This is a genomic window from Paenibacillus sp. S-38, from assembly GCF_049942825.1.
GTDB lineage: Bacteria > Bacillota > Bacilli > Paenibacillales > NBRC-103111 > Paenibacillus_G.
The window spans coordinates 6133913-6152258 of sequence record NZ_CP187970.1 but is presented as its reverse complement, the minus strand read 5'-3'; the positions used below and the strand labels follow the sequence as shown (position 1 = coordinate 6152258).

Genomic DNA, 18346 nt, shown 5'->3' with positions numbered 1-18346 from the left:
TTTATGAGGGCTCAGGGAATTATTGATCGACTTTATGCAAAAGAGGAGCGGGAACGCTCATTTATCTTCTGCTGCCGGTCCCCCGCGGGCGCCGGCTGCGGCTGGATTTGCGCTTGCGGACCCGCGGCGGAAGAGGGGGGCTCCGCCGCGGGTCCGCGGGCCGCGTCTCCCGGGAAGAAGGGGGCGCAGATTCCTCCTCTCCTCCTTCTTCCGGTTCGGATTCCCTGACCGATCGCAGGGAAGCGGCCCATACGGGTTCCTCGTGCCCTTGTCTGCTGAGCTGATGCAGCTCTTCGGGGGACATCTCCGCTTTGCAGACGACGAGGTGGAACATCATTTCATCGACGACATTCGGCTCGAAGCTCTTTAGCCCCTCCAGTTCCTCCTCATCGTACAGCGGTGGCCGATAAGGGGGGCTGTAGAACAGTTCCATCCGGAGCAGCCGGAAATCGTAGGGAACTTCTTCTCCCCCGTATGCGGACAAGGGCGGACACCTGGCACCGGCCGCGGCTTCCCAGAAGGAGTTGGTCCAGTACCTAGGCGAGGACTCGTCAAAAAGCTGCCGGAGGTAGGGATTGGAGCGGTGCCGGAAGTGATGGGCATAGGGGACAAGCATGCAGACGACGGCCTTATGAATGCACACCCGGTAGATTTCGCTGAGGAGAGCGGGGAGGTCCCGGGAATAGGCCAGAGACCGGCTGGCGATGACGAATTCGACCGAATTCTCCGGCAGGGGGAACCCCTGGTCAAAATCACAGACGAGATCCACCCCCTCGAGAGGCCGTTTGTCGATGCCGAGGAATCCGGGGTGTTTGGACTCCCCGCAGCCCAGATCCAGTTTCAATGCGGTTCACACTCCCTGTCTCGGTTTCTATTCAGCGTATGAGCTATAGGAGGGGACCGTCCGTCAGAAGGGGCGGATTTTTGACAGGGGGAGGTATAGAGAAGGCGGATGCCGGACAATATAATATCAACGGTGAAAAGCGAGGTGTCGATCCGTTGAACGATTCAACGTTAGACAAGGTGTCAGGCGGAATCTGAAATGAAGTGAGGGGATGTGCCGCAGAGACGTTAGTGCAGCAATAACTGCGATAGTGTTTTCTAGGTAAAAGAACCGAACTCTCATGATGTTCCCTAATGAACCAACAAATCCATTCACCGTTGAAAAGGTCCCGAAAGGGGCCTTTTTCTTATGCCCGCAGCTCTTCCGGCCGCAGGAACTCCGCTTGCCACCAATTGTTTCGGGAACTGCTCTTGTGCTATCACAGTACAAGCCGTTCTTACATTTATTAAGAGAGGATGGTAAGAAGGAGGAGTGAAGCGTAATGGGAGTCATCCTGTACCCGCCCACAATCGATTGGTCCTGGATGAAGCAGCGCCCCCAGCACCTGATGGACCAGTTTGCGACGCATGGACATACCGTGTTTTATTTCAATAAAACGGGCACTGCCGGCCAGCCGGTGGTCGAACCGATTGCTCCGAACTTATACCTGGTGCATCACGCCGAATATTTCCTTAAAGAGCTTTGGCCGGGAATCAAGCCCGGACAAGGAACCGTCTACTGGACTTCCTGGAGCAGGCAGCTTCCCCGCGGCCGTTCCGTATATGGGGCCGACTATGTCATTTACGACTGCGTGGATGACTTTCCGGATTGGGAATCGGATGAGCAGAAATATATCCATACGGCAGATGCCGTCGTCTGTACGGCGGATGGTCTGGAGGAAAAGATGACGGCGCTCGCGTCTTCGAAGCCGGTGATTCAAGTGCCGAACGGCTGTGACTGGGACTTCTTCCGGAAGACCATGTTCTTGAACCGCAGCGTTCCGCTTCCCGGCATGCCGAATACGCGGGGCCCGAAGATCGGGTATATCGGCGCCTGGGCGCCCTGGGTGGATGAGCGGATCATCCAAGCCTTGGGAGAGCGGATTCCGGAAGCCCAGGTTGTGATCGTGGGGCCTAGACTTAGAGAAGATACGCTGGCCTATCCGCCGAACGTGCATTTCCTGGGATATCAGGATTACAGCAAGCTGCCGGAGATTCTCCCGCATCTGGATGTCTGCATCATCCCGTTTCATGTCAACCGGATTACCCGGAGCACCAACCCGATCAAGGTTTACGAGTACCTGGCCGCAGGCAAGCCTGTCGTCTCGACCGATCTTCCCGAAGTCCGCAAAATGGTGCCGCATGTGTCGATCGCGGGAGATCCGGACGAATTTGTCCGTCAGGTTCAGGCTCAGCTTGCCTCGCCGGGACGCCGTCAGGAGCAGCGCTCACGCTACGCCCAAGCCTTCAGCTGGCGCAACCGGTACCTGAGCATCCAGCAGCATCTCGGCCAGTGGTATCCTGAATTCAGCGACGTCACCACGCCGCTGCCGCCGATCTCTTCACCTTACGCACATGAAATTCCCCTGTCCCATCAGACGGTGAACTCCTACTATTCGCAGACGGTATTCCACCGCGAGCCCCCCTGGGTCGGTCATATGGCGGCCGGCGAATACCGTTTCGTGGTGAAGCTCGATCCGAGCATCATACCGGCTGAGGCCGAGCGGGTGTACCTCGAACTGGACGGTACCTGCCGGGCGGAGGACGGGATCATCCTGCGTCTCGGGGTCAGTGACGAGCCGTGGTCGGCCGATTCGCTCAGCTTCAGCAGGCTTCCCTCGTTCAAGCCTCTCGCTTCCATAGAGGCGAACGACCGTCTGCAGGAAACGTTCTCGTTCGATGTGACGTCTTACGCGAAGCTGGATCATTCCGTTTCCTTCGAGCTGTCGAGTCCGCAGCCGGTCGTTACCCGGCTAGGCCGCCCGAGATTGACCTGCTTTGTTCCAACTTCCGAAGGAGGAATCCGTACATGAACATCTGCGTATGCGGCTACCTGGGCATGGGCAATTTCGGCGACGAGCTGTTCCTGAAGACGTTCGCCCAGACGCTGAAGGGTCACCGCGTGTTCCCGTGGGTTGCACAGGTTGACGTGGATCGCGTGGATGCGGTGATCATCGGCGGGGGGGACCTGATTACCCCCTACGCCTTCAACTCGTTCTATTTCCCTCCCCAGCTGGAGAACAAACCGACCTGGATCTATGGTGTGGGCATTGTGGATTATTACCCGGAGCCGACATGGCCCCAGAAGGAAGTAGAGCAGTACCGGATCCGGACGGCCAAGGCGCACGGCATGGCACTGCGGGACCAGCGGTCGGCTGAGATTGCAAGCAGGCTGTCGCTGAACACGGCGGTGGAGGTCGTCCCTGACGTGGCCTTTGGCTATGAGCCGCCGGGCTACCCGATGGGCCGTTTCTCTGCCCGTCCCACTGCGGGCCTCTGCATATTTACGTATGACGCGTTCCCGAAAGACAAGCTGATCGCCATCGCTGAACGCCTGATCGGCAGAGGATACGACCTGGTGTTCATCCCGGTCGTGAACCAGTCCAACAATCCGTTTGCCGATGCGAAGATGTGCACCGAGCTGAGGGAGGAGATTCTGAAGAAGCACCCGAACGCCGTCGTTCTCGTACCCCGGCCGCAGTACGACCTGGAGGTGACGTACAGCTATATCGGCTCGCTGGACTGCCTGATTTCCTTCAAGCTTCATCCGTCTCTTGCGGCGATCCGCAGCGGAGTACCCGTGTTCTGCCTGACCCAGATGAGCAAGGTCCGGAGCCTCATGGAGAGCTTCGGGCTCGATGACTTCGTCCTGGATTACAGCCTGCCGCAGGAGCAGCTGCTGGGGAAGCTCGACGATTTCCTGGCCGGCGGCAGGATGAGGCTGGCCGCGGCCGAGCCGCTGATCCGCAAGACGGAGGAGCTCGCCCGCCTCAAGCTGGCGGAGCTCAAGGCTTCCATCGAACACACGCTTCCCTAGGGGAGGCGAAGAGTCTCCATCAGCACCTCTTCCACTTCGCGGGCGCGGTGGGACCAGGTATGCTCCAGGGCGTAAGAGGTACGGGCAGCACGGTCTCCGGCATCCTGCAGACGGGAGGCCGTAAGGCGCAGGAACTCCCCGTGGTTGCCGGCACAATCCACGAAAGGCGCCATCCGGCGGCATTCGGGAAGGTCGGTCGCAACCACGGGTTTTCCTGTGGCCAAATATTCGTAGGCCTTCACCGGGTTGGTGGCGAGCGTCACGCCGGTGATCCGGAAGGGGATGATGAAGAGGCTGCACCAATCCATATAGAGGGGAAGCTCCTTATGAGGCTTCAAGCCGAGGAAGTGGAGCCGGGGGTCGCCCGCATACTTGCGGCCGAATTCGGGCCCCACAATCATGATATTGGCACCCGGCAGGGTGCGGGCCAGGCGGCGCAGCAGGGCTTCGTCGACCCAAGGGGCCCAGGCCCCGATATAGCCGATCCAGCGGCCCGGCAGGTCCGGCAGGTCCCGCGGCCGGGAAAGAGGGGCGGCCGGCCGGGTGTGCAGGCCCATGGAGGTGTCATACGCATTGCGGACAAGCTCGATCCGGCGCCCGGGATACCGCCGCCGGAGGCGCTGCCGGATCCGTTCGGCCGTGCAGAAGATGACATCCGCCTTATCGGCCAGCCGGTGCTCGTCCCGGAGCCATTCGGGGAACTCGTCGACGCAGTCGTAGACGGTGAGGGCCGCGCCGTATCTGTGAAGTGCGGGGGCGAGCTGCGGAAGGGTGACCCAGACCACGGAGGGCTCGGAAGTGCGGCCCTTGGCGGACGGCCACTCGTCCCGGAGCCAGGCGTCATGGTCGTGTACCAGGTGCAGACCGGGGGCGAGCGTTTCCACCGCTGCATGCGTGCGCGTCTTGTTGCAGAAGTACACGGTATGTCCCCTGGCGGCCAGGGCGCTCATGAGCTGCTGCGGACGCTGCTTCATCCAGCCCCAGTCCATGGTGGGAGGGAATACGAACAGCATGGGAGTACCTCCTTTCCGTAGTCGAAGGGAAGCCCCTTCCCGGAATCCCGAACGTAAACTTATGCCTCCGGGCTCACGTTTATACGTCCCCTGCATAAAGTAGGAGTACATTAGGCTTTTGAAATGGAGTGGAGCGCATGCTGCTGCTGATTCTGGAGCAGCCGGAGAACGCGGCTTCCAGGCTTACCCTGCAGAGCGTGCCGGCTGCGGCGTCCTTCGATATCCGGGTGATCCGGCCGCCGTTCGCGGAGCGCATGAACGCCCTGCTGCAGGATTATAGGCTTCCTTTCTTTGCCGCGGCCGAGGCGGGGGTGCGGCTGAATCCGCTCTACTGGCTGCAGGAGGCGGGCAAGTGGGACCTGCTTCCGATTGGAACGGCAGGAATCGTGGAGCACCGGGACGGATTCAGGGGCAGCCGTGGCCGGCCCGATCCTTATCCGTTCCTGTGGAGCACGGAGGCGGTCCGTGAGACCGGCGGCTTCGAGACCTGGGCCCGTCTGCCTTTCGATTCGCTTGTGCTGGAATCGAAGTACCGTTCGCTTGCGCGGACACGGCCCTGGGCGAAGTCCGGAGACGTCGCGCCGTTCGCGGGTATGGCCCGGAGCTCCCGTCTCCTGCGGGACACCCGGGAGCTGGTCGTCCCGCTGCTCGAAGGCACCGGGCAGGGGCGGGCCGAGGGGGCGAAGGCGGGAGCGGGGGAGTTTGCGGAGAACGCGGAAGCGGGAGACATGCCGCTCTGCTCGGTCGTGCTCTGTCTGTACCGTGATGAAGTCCTCGTGCCCTGGGCGGTCCGCAGCGTGCTGGCGCAGACTCATCCGGATTGGGAGCTGATCCTGGTCGATGACGGTTCACCGCTGCCTCCGGAGCAGTATATGGCGGACCTGCTGGTCTCCCCCAAGGTGCGCATCCTCCGGCACGACCGCAATTACGGCAAGGCCCGGGCCCTGAACACGGCGCTGGCCCATGTCCGGGGGCGGTGGATCGTTGAGCTCGATGCGGATGACTGGCTGGCTCCCGGCTGTGTGGCGGGCTTGTCCCGGGCGGAGGACCGCGTTGCCACCCATGCCGCTCTGCTCTACGGCGATCATTACGAATGGCTGCAGCTTCCGGGCAGGGAGCCGCTGTTGAAGGGAATCCGGCGCTACGGGCCGGCGCTTGAGGTGGAGGACTATGTGCGGAGGGGGCAGCCGGTCGCCCCGCGGATCTACCGGACGGCAGCGCTGAGGGAGCTCGGCGGCTGGCCGGAGGGAGGCCTCTTCGGCGGCCGGCTGTACGAGGATATGGAGATGCTGCTGGCCTTGGCGGAGACCCATTCGTTTCATTATGTACCGGAGCCGCTCTACCACCGCCGCATCCGGAAGGACAGCGTGACGCGGCAGAGGGAGACAGAGTATCAGCGATGGCTGGAGGCAAGGCCCGGGGGCGGCCGGGGGAAATCTTAGGCCGCCCGATGGGGTCCGAGGTTTAGGTGAGAATACGCACGAACTCGACGCTGGAGTTCAGAATGGTAATGTTGATCGGCGGATTATTGTAGGTGCCGTCGCTTTGGCTGATGACAAAAAAGGTATCCTCGACTTGCACAAGAACGCCCGTAAAGAACTGGTTCTGCTGGAATACTTCAATCGTCCGGCCCAGGTAACCGGCAAGAAGCTCTGAGAAAGTCATTCGTCAACCCTCCTTAGTAGATTGCGTTGATGCTCGAGATCGGAATCAGCAGAATGTCCCCTGTCGGTTCAAGCACCTGGACTACATTCGAACCTACCATTTGCAGGACCCCGGTAACCGTGCCGGCATTCGTTTCGATCGTCACGGTATCCCCGATCTTGTCTTCCAGATAAGGCGGAACATCCGGCTGCTCTTCCGTGTACAGGGTGTAAGAATACCCTTGAGCGTCCGCGGTGGAATTTTGGATCTCGAAGCCGCTGTTATCAAGAAGCTGGAGGGCTGCGGCCACTTCCGTGCCGATTGGAATGTTGGGAGCCCCTGCCGTTCCGCTGTAGGCGGTGACGACGATAAGCGAGTTCAAATACACAAAATTGCAGCGCATCACTACATATTCTGCCATGGGCCTATTCCTCCTTAACCGATCGGCGCCGGCGCTGGAACGGTCACAGCAGGCCGGAACCCGATGATTTCACAGATTGAATAATACACGACTTGACCCGTGGGGTTGCCAGTCGTTGGCCGGATCACAAAGGTGCCCACACCAACGGCTTCCAGTGTACCGATCCGGTTTGGCGGAGTTCCGCCTGCTCCCGCACCGCCGGCATCGATGACTTCAATAACGCTTCCGAGGAAGCGGCTGAGCTCGGCGCGAAGCTCCGTTACGCAGGCATCCTCTGGTTCGGTGACGTTCACGACCGGGGCCGGGATGACAACCGGCTGAGGCGTCTCCACATTGACGACCGGAGCGGGAATGACGAGGGGCTGGGGGGCGGATACGGTCACGTCAGGAGCGGCGACTCTGATTTTGGGGCGGGGGCAGACGACAACCTTTCGCGATTTCTTCTTGATGACTTTTCTCGGGCAGTGTGTCGGCTTTTTCTTCTTGCTCGGCTTGTGGCAGCCTTTCTTGACGATCACCTTGACTTTTTTGCATCTGAACAACCTGAACACCTCCGGGGATTGGGGTACAGCACATCATACTCCGCTCCTGCAGGCTGCGACGGGGCGAATGCCGCAGCAATGGGGAAAGGGGCGTTTGTCCATGGATTAAAAACCCAGTCCAATTTAGAATGGGGCTGAAAATGGATTGAGGGGTGCGGGCGGGCGTACAAAATCCTGTGAACTCCGCTGCATATACTGGGGGAGAGGAGGGATACGAGTAAAGATGACAGGAATATTCACGAATCTGATCGGCAATCCAAGCTTCGAAACGGGCTCGCTGTCTCCCTGGAACGGTGTGAACGCGGCGGTCATCACGAGCCCCGCCGTTCAAGGGTCCCGCTGCGTCCGGCTGCTGGGCGGGGCCATTAATGCTTATATCTCACAGAATATTGCCGTAACAGCCGGTGAGAGCTATGAATTGTTCTTTTCGGCGGCCTCTCTCGGGGATGGTCTTGGAGCCCCGATGCTGGTATCCCTGCAGTATTATAATTTGGCGGGGGCTTTTATTGGGTATGGGACGTACTTTACGGTAGATTCGAACAACCTCCCGAACGCCTTATCGGGAGAATGGAGGACATTGTACGCCATCACCGCGGTTGTTCCGGCTAACGTAAGCCGGGCCGTGCTCGTGATCAACAAACGTTCGCTAACGGGGAGTCAGGCGGTTGTTGTGGACGAGGTTCTTTTTGTAAGGGTGTCGGGAGCGACAGGCCCGGCAGGTCCGACAGGTCCTGCGGGACCCAAGGGTGCCACGGGAGCGACGGGTGGACAAGGCCCGATAGGGCCTGCAGGTGCGACGGGCGCCACGGGGGCGACAGGTGAGCAAGGGCCGGCAGGCGCGACGGGAGCGACAGGTGAGCAAGGGCCGGCAGGCGCGACGGGAGCGACTGGTGAGCAAGGGCCGGCAGGAGCGACAGGGGCGACTGGTGAGCAAGGGCCGGCAGGAGCCACTGGAGCGACCGGGGCCACGGGTCCAGAAGGCTCGACAGGCGCGACAGGCGCGACAGGTACGACGGGCGAAACCGGACCGGTGGGAGCCACCGGCACGACCGGGGCCACGGGTCCTGTAGGCTCGACAGGCGCGACAGGCCCGACAGGTACGACGGGTGAAACCGGACCGGCGGGAGCCACGGGAGCGACCGGGGCCACGGGTCCGGCAGGCTCAACAGGAGCGACGGGCCCGACAGGTACGACGGGTGAAACCGGACCGGCGGGAGCCACGGGAGCGACCGGGGCCACGGGTCCGGCAGGCTCAACAGGAGCGACGGGCCCGACAGGCACAACCGGTGAAACCGGACCTGTGGGAGCCACGGGAGCGACCGGGGCCATGGGTCCGGCGGGCTCAACAGGAGCGACAGGCCCGACAGGCACAACCGGTGAAACCGGACCTGTGGGAGCGACCGGGGCTACGGGGCCAGCAGGGGCGACCGGAGCGACGGGCCCGACAGGCACGACCGGTGAAACCGGACCTGTGGGAGCCACGGGAGCGACCGGGGCCACGGGTCCGGCGGGCTCAACAGGAGCGACAGGCCCGACAGGCACAACCGGTGAAACCGGACCTGCGGGAGCCACCGGAGCGACCGGGGCTACGGGGCCGGCAGGTTCAACAGGAGCAACGGGCCCGACAGGTTCGACCGGTGAAACCGGACCTGCTGGAGCCACGGGAGCAACCGGGGCTACGGGGCCAGCGGGGTCGACCGGAGCGACAGGTCCGACAGGCACGACCGGTGAAACCGGACCTGCGGGAGCGACTGGAGCAACCGGGGCCACGGGGCCAGCAGGGTCAACAGGAGCAACGGGCCCGACAGGCACGACCGGATCGACAGGAGCCACAGGAGCCACAGGAGCCACCGGTCCGGCACCGCAGTATGCTTTTGCCCAGGTTCGGACGGAGGTGGCCGTGCCGCTTAATACGGAAATCGTAGTGGCCTCCTTGACAGCGGTTACCTTCGCTTCACGGCCTGTGAAGCTTGATGCATATGCCGAAGTGGACCTGATTCAATTGGAAACCGGATCCACTTTTAACTTTACTATTACTTTACGCCTGTACAGAGGAGCTGTGTTGTTGAATGAAGTAATTCTGTCGAGAACCTTGCCCAGAGTTTCCGGGGGGACGAATCCCCGGCTGATTCCAGCGATGACCTGGACGGATACGGCACCCGGTATATCAGCAGGCTACTCCATCTCGGTCATCGTCACGGGATCGGGAATTTCCTCGGCCACCGTGTCTTCGCGTGCTCTGAACGCTGCAGCGTTCCTTTAATCCGATAAGGCAGGGGTTGTTCCTATGATCACGATCAGCCTGTGCATGATTGTCCGCAACGAACAGGCGACCCTGGCGCGCTGCATGGACTCGGTCCGTGATGCGGTTGACGAGGCGGTTATCGTGGATACGGGTTCTGCCGACGCCACAAGGGAGATTGCGGGGGCCTACACGGATAAGGTTATCTCTTTTCCCTGGATCGGCGATTTTGCTGCGGCTCGTAACGCGTCGTTCCGGCATGCCACCTGCGACTATATTCTCTGGCTGGATGCCGACGATGTGCTCGCTCCGGAGGATGCGGAGAAACTGCGGGAGCTGAAAAGCCGGCTTGATCCCTCCGTCGATTCGGTGACCATGCCGTATCTGCTCAGCTTTGACGAGCGGGGACGCGCCGTGTACAGCCTTCGGCGGAACCGGCTCGTGAAGCGCTCCCGGCAGTTTCAGTGGATCGGCTGCGTGCATGAATACCTGGAAGTGTCAGGGAATATTCTTCACAGCGACATTGCCGTGCGCCACCAGCCGGTCGAGCGCCCGGGCCGTTCGGGACGCAACCTCGCCATCTATGAGAGGAAGCTGGCGTCGGGGGAGGCCTTCACCCCGCGGGACCGGTACTACTACGCCAATGAACTCAGGGATCACGGACGGTGGAAGCAGGCGGCGGAGCAGTATGAGCAATTCCTGTCCGAAGGTCTCGGCTGGGCGGAGGACTGCATTCAGGCCTGCGGCAAGCTGGCGGATTGCTATCACGAGCTGGGGCAGCGGGAACGCTTCGCTGAAAGCGCTCTTCGTTCCTTCCGGTACGGGATGCCGAGGGCGGAGCACTGCTGCCGGCTTGGTTATCACTTTCTGCAGAGCGGGGAGCTGGAGGCGGCGGTATTCTGGTATGAGACGGCCGCACGGCTGAACCGGCCCGGAAGCCGTTGGGCCATCCTGAATGAGGCGTGTTGGTCCTGGCTGCCGCATCTGCAGCTATGTGTATGCTACGACCGGCTGGGGGATTACGCCAGGGCTTACGAGCACAACAGGCAGGCGCTGGCTTACCTGCCGAAGGACCCGCGGATGCTGGCCAATCAGGCATACCTGGAAGGCAGGCTGAAGAATACCCTTCCTCCGCATCAAGCCTGAAGCGGCGCAGGGGCAGAAAAGGACTCCGGATGGAGTCTTTTTTTGTTGACAGAGGTCGGACGGCCGGGTACCGGACGGATGGAATCGGGACGGCCCCATGTGATAAAGTAAAGAATATACAGCACCCGGGGAGGCAGTTCACGGAATGAAAGCTTATCTCTTCTTGGCCCTTGCCATCGTAACGGAGCTCTTCGGAACCTCCATGCTCAAAGCTTCAGCCGGCTTCACGAAGCTTTGGCCGTCCCTGGGCGTCCTTGCGGGCTTCGGGATCGCCTTCTATTCCTTGTCGCTGTCCCTGCAGTCGATTCCGCTCAGCGTCGCCTACGCGATCTGGTCGGGTGTCGGCACGGCCCTGACGGCGGCGATCGGAGTGCTCGTCTGGAGGGAATCGATCTCGCTGCCGACGGCGGGCGGCATCCTGCTCATTATCGCGGGCGTTGTGCTGATCAATCTCAAGGGGCCGGCGCACTAGCGCATGATACCTACCAATGAACGTATAGGAGATGGAACTGTGGACAAAATCATGTTTATCGAAATCGGCATGGGCATCGATCTTCATGGTCAGAATGTGACGAAAGCGGCCGTGCGGGCGGTGCAGAATGCGATCCACCACAACTCGATGCCGGGGCTGCGTTCGGTGCTGCCGGGTGGTTCCCTGCATAACATGAAGGTGAACGTGAGGCTGGCGGTCCCCGCCGACAAGGAGAAGCTCGACCTCGAGACGGTCCGGGCCGAGCTGCCCTATGGCCAGGTCACCTTTGAGGTCACGGACGGCGGGATGCTGACCGGCACCGGGGTGGTCCTCCCTGAGAAGGACGATGTGAACGACCTGGCCTATATCGTGATCGCGTCGGTGGAAGTCGGGTATTGACCGGTTTTCGTCTTGGGATGTTGAACTTGGGGTTTGAACTTGGGAACGAATGTCATGCGGAATGTGGCTTGGTAATGTCTTGGTAACTTGGGAATGTTGACTTGGTAGTGTTAGCTTTGGATGAAGCTTCGCTCTTTTGGGCGGGAGCTTCTTTTTTTGTGTTTCGGAAAGGGGTATGCCCCAAATAACCATTGTGCCGGAGGCAACTTGAAGAGCTGCGGGGCTGCTTCAAAAGTGGCTGCCATCCCTGCTGCGCGGCGTCGGGACCCCGGCTGCAGTCAAGAGGTTATCCAGGCTGCATAGCCTGCCACAAGGCTGCCGCCCATAATGGAGAGGCCGGGAGGAACGGCAGGCGGACGGAAGTCCGGCCGTTCCCTTTCACTGCTGCCGGAGGGAAGGAGGCGCCGTGGGTGAACGGATCCGCCGTTCTTTGAGAATGGCGTGAGTACGAGCATGCCGGGGCGCAGGGAGAGGAGAGAACGGTCAGCTCCGAAGGCAGTATGGCAGTCAGAGCAGGACAGCGCAGTCAATCAAATCAGAGTGCAAAGGGAGGCAAGGTTGTGAAAAAGACAGTGGCATCCGTACTCATTATGGCCATGCTGGGAAGCATGCTGCCCGGGGCGGCTTCGGCCGAAACGCCGGCACCGGGCGTTCCCGCCTTTCCGGGGGCGGAAGGCGGAGGCAAGTATACGACCGGCGGCCGGGGAGGCAGCGTCTATGAGGTGACGACGCTCGCCGATTCGGGACCGGGCTCGCTCCGGGATGCGGTATCCGGCAGCAACCGGACGGTCGTCTTCAAGGTCGGCGGCACGATTCATCTGCAGTCTCCGCTGAAGATCACGGGATCGAATCTGACGATCGCCGGCCAGACGGCACCGGGCGAAGGCATCACGGTCGCGGATTATACGACCTCGATGGATGGGGACAACCTCATCGTCCGCTATCTGCGGTTCCGGCTCGGGGACCGGGTGATGAGCGAGGACGACGCGTTCGGAGGCCGGTATCACAAGAACATCATCATCGACCACTGCTCGTTCTCCTGGTCGGTCGATGAAGTCATGAGCATGTACGAGAACGAGAATACGACGGTGCAGTGGTCGATCATGTCCGAGAGCATGCTGATGACCACCCACTTCAAAGGCAGGCACGGCTACGGAGGCATCTGGGGCGGACGCAATACGACGTTCCATCACAACCTTGTCGCCCACAACGTCTCCCGGAACCCGCGCTTCGCGGCAACTTCGGCGGAGGACAAGACGGACGCGTACAACAATGTCATTTATAACTGGGGCTTTTTCTCCGCTTACGGCGGGGAGAAGGGAAGCTTCAACCTCCGCAACAACTATTTCAAATACGGGCCGAGCACGTACTATAATGCCCGCAGCATGATCTTCGTCGGTGTGGCGGCGGACTCCCGGATGTACATCGGCGGGAACTACATGGACGGAAATCCGGAGGTGACCGCGGACAACTGGAAAGGCGTGGGTTCGCTGGCCAGCCCCGACGCCAAGCTTGCCGAGCCGGTGGCCATGCTCGAGCCGGCGCAGCCGCAGACCGCCGAAGAGGCTTATGCCAGTGTGCTGGCCGGCGCCGGCGCCGTACTGCCGCGCCGCGATGCGATCGACGCGAGGATCATCAGCGACGTGAAGAACCGGACAGGAGAGCACATCAATTCCCAGAAGGAAGTCGGCGGCTATCTGGAGTTCGAGCAGGCGGTGTCGCCTCTTGCGGACGGTGACCAAGACGGCATGCCGGACAGCTGGGAGGCGCAGCACGGGCTGAATCCCGCCGATAGCGCGGACGGCAATCTCGTGAATGCCGAAGGGTATACGAACCTGGAGGTCTACCTGAACTCCCTCACAGGGAACGGCTCGGCGAGCCCGGCCGCTTCGATCACCGCTCCGGCCCACAATACGATCGTGGAGGCGGGATCGGATATCACCGTGCAGGCCGAGGCTTCCGATCCGGACGGCACGGTAGCCAAGGTGCAGTTCTATCACGGCGATGTGCTGCTGGGCGAAGACACCTCCGCACCGTACTCGCTGACGTTGCCGAAGGTGAAAGACGGGACCCACTATCTGACCGTCAGAGCGGTCGATAATACGGGCACCGCGGTGCAGTCGGATCGTGTCACCGTCCATGCGAGCACGAGCGGCAGCACTGCTCCGTGGGAGGCGAAAGACATCGGTACGCCGGGCATAGCCGGGCATACGCAGCTTGGAGCCACACCGGGCGACGTGACGGTCAAAGCGGCCGGACTCATGGGCGGGTCGGCGGATGCCGTCCACTTCGCTTATCAGCCGCTCACGGGCAACGGCGAGATCATCGCCCGGGTAGAGAGCGTGACGGCGACTGACGACGGGGCGGAAGCGGGCGTGATGATCCGCGAGGACCTGACCGCGGGCTCCCGTATGGCGGCTCTGTACATTCCATATGTCAAAATGGGCCGCAAAGCCGTGACCCTCACCCGTACAACGGCCAAAGGCCAGGCTGTGAAGACTGAGCCGGAAGACTTCATCTCCGTGCCGTATTGGGTGAAGGCGGTCCGTCTCGGCAGCCAGTTCACGACCCTGGTGTCGAAGGATGGGGTGGACTGGACGGTAGCGGGCACCGCTTCGATCCCGATGGGCGAGACGGCTTACTTCGGTCTCGCAGCGGATGCCGCCGATGCCGACGACGATGTCCAGAAGTACAATACATCGGTCTTCTCCGGCGCTGCCGTGCGCGCGCTTCCGGCGGATTACCCGACCGCGCCCCAAGGGGTGCAGGCGGCTGCGGGCGACAAGCAGGTAACCTTGAACTGGAGTCCGGTCAGTACGGCACAGAGCTATACGGTGAAGCGCAGCGAGCTGCCCGGCGGCCCTTACACCGTGGCGGCGCAGGGGCTGACGCAGCCGAGCTATACGGACACAGGGCTGACCGCCGGCCTGAAATATTATTACGTGGTGACCGCAGCCAACGCCCAGGGCGAGAGCTTCAACTCGGCCGAGGTCAGCGCGGAGCCGACCGGAACCACAGGAACGATCTACCTGGTGAACGACAGCTACGAAGGACTGGCGGAGGGAACGCTGCCGGCGGGCTACACGATTACGCCGGATCCGCAGGATGCCGACCACAAAGTAGGCGCCGTACCTGTGCCTGCGGGAACGACAGGCAACTCCTCTTCGGTGGCGATGATCGTGTACGACAATGGAGTGGGCAATACGCAGTTCGTCCGCAAGTTCGCACCGCAGACCGGTGCCGTAGTGATCGAGACGGATCTGACCTCCGCCGCGTGGCCGGGCACCTCGGTGCTGCTGCAGCTGCAGGACGAAGCGGGGACGAAGACGCCGCTGTCGGTCGAGCTCCGCAAGCCGACCCAGCCTGTCGCCGAATCGGCCAATACGTTCGTCTACAAGAAGAGCGGCGCGGACTACAAGATCAGCGAGCCGCCGGTGAACAACCGCTGGTACAATCTCAAGATTGTAGCGGATGTGCCTGGCAAGAAGGCGGATATCTATATGGACGGCGCTCCGGCAGCTCTCGGTGTGGACTTCCAGGCCGATCTGGCGGGCGCGGGTATCGGCCGGATTCTGGCGAAGACGCCGGGGACGGGCAAAGGCACGCTGTATTACGATAACCTCAAAGTGTATGTGGAGCCGATCGCCACACCTCAGGGACTTACGGCGCTTCCGGGCAGCGGCAAGGTCCAGCTGAACTGGACGTCAGCGGCCGGTGCCGCTTCCTATACGGTGAAGCGGTCCAACGTCAGCGGAGGCCCTTACACGGCTGTGGCGTCCGGCCTAACGACGACGCAGTATATTGACGAAGGCCTCACGAACGGGACGACGTACTACTATGTCGTCACGGCCACCGGGCCGACCGGCGAGAGCGGACCGTCCGGGCAGATTGCCGTGACGCCGTCCGAGGACGCCGTGAAGCCGGAGGCTCCGGCAGGGCTGACGGCGCAGGCCCGCAGCACGCAGGCGGACCTCACGTGGCAGCCGTCAGAAGGCGCCTCGTACTACACCGTTAAGCGTGCTGAGAATGCAGCAGGACCGTTCACCGTGGTGGCGGCCAAGGTAACCGGCACGACCTTCCGCGATGGGGGTCTTATCAACGGCACCCCTTACTATTACACCGTGTCGGCCTCCAGCGTGGGCGGGGAAGGGGCGGACGCTCCGGCCGTAACCGTGCTGCCGGCGGCGGCGCTCGGAACGCCTGCCGTGACGGGAACAGCCGGAGCAGACAGCGTTACGCTGAGCTGGAATGCGGTGGAGGGTGCATCCTCCTATGAAGTGAAGCGTGCCGCAGCGCCGGAAGGACCTTATACGGCCCTGACGGATACGGCCGGCCTCTCGTACAGGGAGGAAGGTCTGCCGCAAGGCGTGCCGTACTACTACACCGTGACGGCACGCAACGACGAGGTACGCGGGCTCGACTCCGCTCCAGCGGCCGTACGTCCTGCCGCAGCCGGGGGTGTGCCGGCCGTTCCGCAGGGACTGCGGGCGGAGCCGGGCAGCGGGGAAGCCGCGCTGTTCTGGACGGCGGCATCCGGTGCCGATGCCTACAGCGTCAAGCGGAGCGAGAGCCCGGACGGCGGATTCGTGACGATCGCTTCGCAGGTGTCCGGCACCACCTATAAGGATACCGGGTTGGTGAACGGGAAGACCTATTACTACCTTGTCAGCGCCGTCAATGCCGCGGGGGAGAGCGGGTCGACCGCCCCTGTGCAGGAGGCGCCGGCTGCCGTACTGACGGTAGCGGCGGACGGCAGCGGCATGTACGCCAAGGTGCAGGAGGCGATTAACGCCGTGCCGGACAACAGCCCGGTCACGACAGTCATTAAGATCAAGGACGGTGTATACCGCGAGAAGCTCAACATTCCTTCCTCCAAAGTGAAGATCCGCATGATCGGCGAGAGCCGGGAAGGCACCGTGCTGATCTACGGCGACAGCGCCAAGACACTGGATGCGAGCGGCCGCGAGCTCGGCACCACCGGCAGCGCCTCGTTCACGGTATCGGCGAATGACTTCACCGCAGAGAACCTGACGGTCGCCAACGATGCCGGCCAGTTCGCCGGTCAGGCGGTGGCGCTCTTGACCAAGGGAGACCGGATGTTCTTCCGCAGCGTCAAGCTGACGGCCTTCCAGGATACGTTCTACGCGAACGACGGCCGCCAGGTGTTCGTGGACAGCCATATTGAAGGCACCGTCGACTACATCTTCGGCTCCGCCTCGCTCGTCTTCCAGAACTGCGTGATCCACAGCTTGGCCGGAGGCTACGTTACGGCAGCCTCCACGCCGCAGGGCGGCATGGGCTACCTGTTCCTGAACAGCCGGCTGACGGCGGAGCCCGGACTCACCGGCACCGTCGCGCTCGGCCGCCCTTGGAGACCTTATGCCAAGGTCAGCTATGTCAACACGTATATGGACGACCATATCCGGCCGACCGGCTGGGATAACTGGGGCAATGCCGCCAACGAGCTGACGGCGAGCTACAACGAATACGCGAGCTACGGGCCGGGGGCGAAGCCGCAGGACCGCTACCGCTGGTCGAAGCAGCTGACGGCAGAGGAAGCGGCCGCCCTGCTGCCGGAAGTCACGCTTCCGGGCACGGACGGCTGGAATCCGCTGAAGCGCACTCCGCTGCTCGGCGGCAGTACCCAGCTCGCTGCGTTGAAGACGGACGGGGTGCCCGTAGCGGGCTTCCGTCCGGAGATCACGGAGTATGAAGTGCTCCTGCCGGCGGGAACCACAGCCGCACCGACCGTTACTGCGTCTGTCTACGCGGCAGGCTCCGCAGTGCAGGTCGAGCAGGCTGCGGCGCTTCCGGGGACGGCTTCTGTGAAGGTAACCGCCCAGGACGGTACCGCCGGTACGTACCAGGTTCATTTCCGGGTGGATAAGCCGGTGGACACCGTGCCGCCCACCGCCACGGTTACGTACAGCGCTTACGGTCCGACGAACGGGTCGGTGACAGCCACGATCGTGCCGAGCGAGCCGGTGACCGTCACGAACAATAACGGGTCCCTCAGCTACACCTTCGAGGCCAACGGTTCGTTCACCTTCACCTTCGTGGATGCGGCGGGCAATAAGGGCTCGGCCACCGCGAGGGTCAGCGTGATCGACAAGTCGGCGCCGTCGCTGACGCTCAGCGTCAATACATCGAAGCTCTGGCCGCCGAACCACCGCATGGTTCCCATCCATGTGACGGTGAAGAGCTCGGATTCGGGCTCCGGCATCGCGTCCGTCGTGCTGAAGTCCATTACAAGCAGCGAAGCGGACGCGGGTCTTGGCCGGGATGATCTGCCGAAGGACATCCAAGGCGCGGCTTACGGGACGAATGACGCTGATTTCCAGCTCCGGGCGGAGCGCTACGGAGATCGCGTCTATACGATTACGTATACGGCGACGGATAAGGCAGGCAACCGAACGGATGCCGTAGTGAAGGTATCGGTGAAGCCGTAAAAAGGCGCCGAACTGTTCCATCCGGCAGCATCCTTGCAGGCGGAGGGGTAAGGAAGCCGGCAGGTGCCCTGCCTGCCGCCCCTTGGGGGATCGTCCGCCGGGAGATTCCCTCTCCCGCGCCGGGAACCCGGCGCTGTAGTCTTCCGCTTATCCCCTGCT

13 protein-coding genes are annotated in these 18346 nt (G+C 62.1%); 8 read left to right on the top strand and 5 right to left on the bottom strand.

The features are described 5' to 3' along the window. Positions 1-61: 61 nt before the first annotated feature. A complete protein-coding gene (locus ACP26L_RS27125) occupies positions 62-844 on the bottom strand; it encodes a hypothetical protein (protein WP_426448079.1) in 783 nt (260 codons plus the stop codon). Between the two features lie 481 nt (positions 845-1325). On the opposite strand from ACP26L_RS27125, the gene ACP26L_RS27120 reads away from it, so the two are divergent. Further along, positions 1326-2855, top strand: a complete 1530-nt coding sequence (locus tag ACP26L_RS27120; RefSeq protein ID WP_426448077.1) for a glycosyltransferase — start codon at positions 1326-1328, stop codon at positions 2853-2855. Beyond that, positions 2852-3859 carry a polysaccharide pyruvyl transferase family protein gene (locus ACP26L_RS27115; protein ID WP_426448075.1) on the top strand — a complete coding sequence of 336 codons (1008 nt, stop codon included), beginning with the start codon at positions 2852-2854 and terminating at the stop codon, positions 3857-3859. The genes ACP26L_RS27120 and ACP26L_RS27115 overlap by 4 nt, the downstream gene beginning before the upstream one ends. On the opposite strand, the gene ACP26L_RS27110 is transcribed toward ACP26L_RS27115, so the two are convergent. After that, positions 3856-4872: a glycosyltransferase gene (locus ACP26L_RS27110; protein ID WP_426448073.1), complete on the bottom strand. Its 1017-nt coding sequence runs from the start codon at positions 4870-4872 to the stop codon at positions 3856-3858. The two genes, ACP26L_RS27115 and ACP26L_RS27110, sit on opposite strands and share 4 nt — an antisense overlap. A 137-nt stretch (positions 4873-5009) precedes the next feature. On the opposite strand from ACP26L_RS27110, the gene ACP26L_RS27105 reads away from it, so the two are divergent. After that, positions 5010-6314: a glycosyltransferase family 2 protein gene (locus tag ACP26L_RS27105; RefSeq protein WP_426448071.1), complete on the top strand. Its 1305-nt coding sequence runs from the start codon at positions 5010-5012 to the stop codon at positions 6312-6314. Positions 6315-6336: 22 nt separating this feature from the next. Here the strand turns inward: ACP26L_RS27105 and ACP26L_RS27100 are convergent, their stop codons facing one another. The 3 genes from ACP26L_RS27100 to ACP26L_RS27090 are packed head-to-tail and all read right to left on the bottom strand — an operon-like array spanning position 6337 to position 7488. After that, positions 6337-6537 (bottom strand): hypothetical protein, encoded by a 201-nt coding sequence (locus ACP26L_RS27100; RefSeq protein ID WP_426448069.1) that lies wholly within the window; start codon positions 6535-6537, stop codon positions 6337-6339. A gap of 13 nt (positions 6538-6550) precedes the next feature. Beyond that, positions 6551-6937, bottom strand: a complete 387-nt coding sequence (locus tag ACP26L_RS27095) for a hypothetical protein (protein ID WP_426448067.1) — start codon at positions 6935-6937, stop codon at positions 6551-6553. A gap of 14 nt (positions 6938-6951) precedes the next feature. Next, positions 6952-7488, bottom strand: coding sequence for a hypothetical protein (locus ACP26L_RS27090; RefSeq protein ID WP_426448065.1), 537 nt, complete (start codon positions 7486-7488; stop codon positions 6952-6954). Positions 7489-7702: 214 nt separating this feature from the next. Between ACP26L_RS27090 and ACP26L_RS27085 the strand changes: the two genes are divergently transcribed. From ACP26L_RS27085 to ACP26L_RS27065, 5 genes are all read left to right on the top strand, one after another. After that, positions 7703-9742, top strand: coding sequence for an NTTRR-F1 domain (locus ACP26L_RS27085; RefSeq protein WP_426448063.1), 2040 nt, complete (start codon positions 7703-7705; stop codon positions 9740-9742). Between the two features lie 24 nt (positions 9743-9766). After that, a complete protein-coding gene (locus ACP26L_RS27080) occupies positions 9767-10867 on the top strand; it encodes a glycosyltransferase (RefSeq protein ID WP_426448061.1) in 1101 nt (366 codons plus the stop codon). A 145-nt stretch (positions 10868-11012) separates the two neighbouring features. Further along, positions 11013-11339: a DMT family transporter gene (locus ACP26L_RS27075; RefSeq protein WP_426448060.1), complete on the top strand. Its 327-nt coding sequence runs from the start codon at positions 11013-11015 to the stop codon at positions 11337-11339. 39 nt (positions 11340-11378) lie between these two features. Continuing rightward, positions 11379-11738, top strand: coding sequence for a Lin0512 family protein (locus ACP26L_RS27070; RefSeq protein ID WP_426448058.1), 360 nt, complete (start codon positions 11379-11381; stop codon positions 11736-11738). 560 nt (positions 11739-12298) lie between these two features. After that, positions 12299-18187 (top strand): pectinesterase family protein, encoded by a 5889-nt coding sequence (locus tag ACP26L_RS27065; protein ID WP_426448057.1) that lies wholly within the window; start codon positions 12299-12301, stop codon positions 18185-18187. Positions 18188-18346 lie beyond the last annotated feature (159 nt).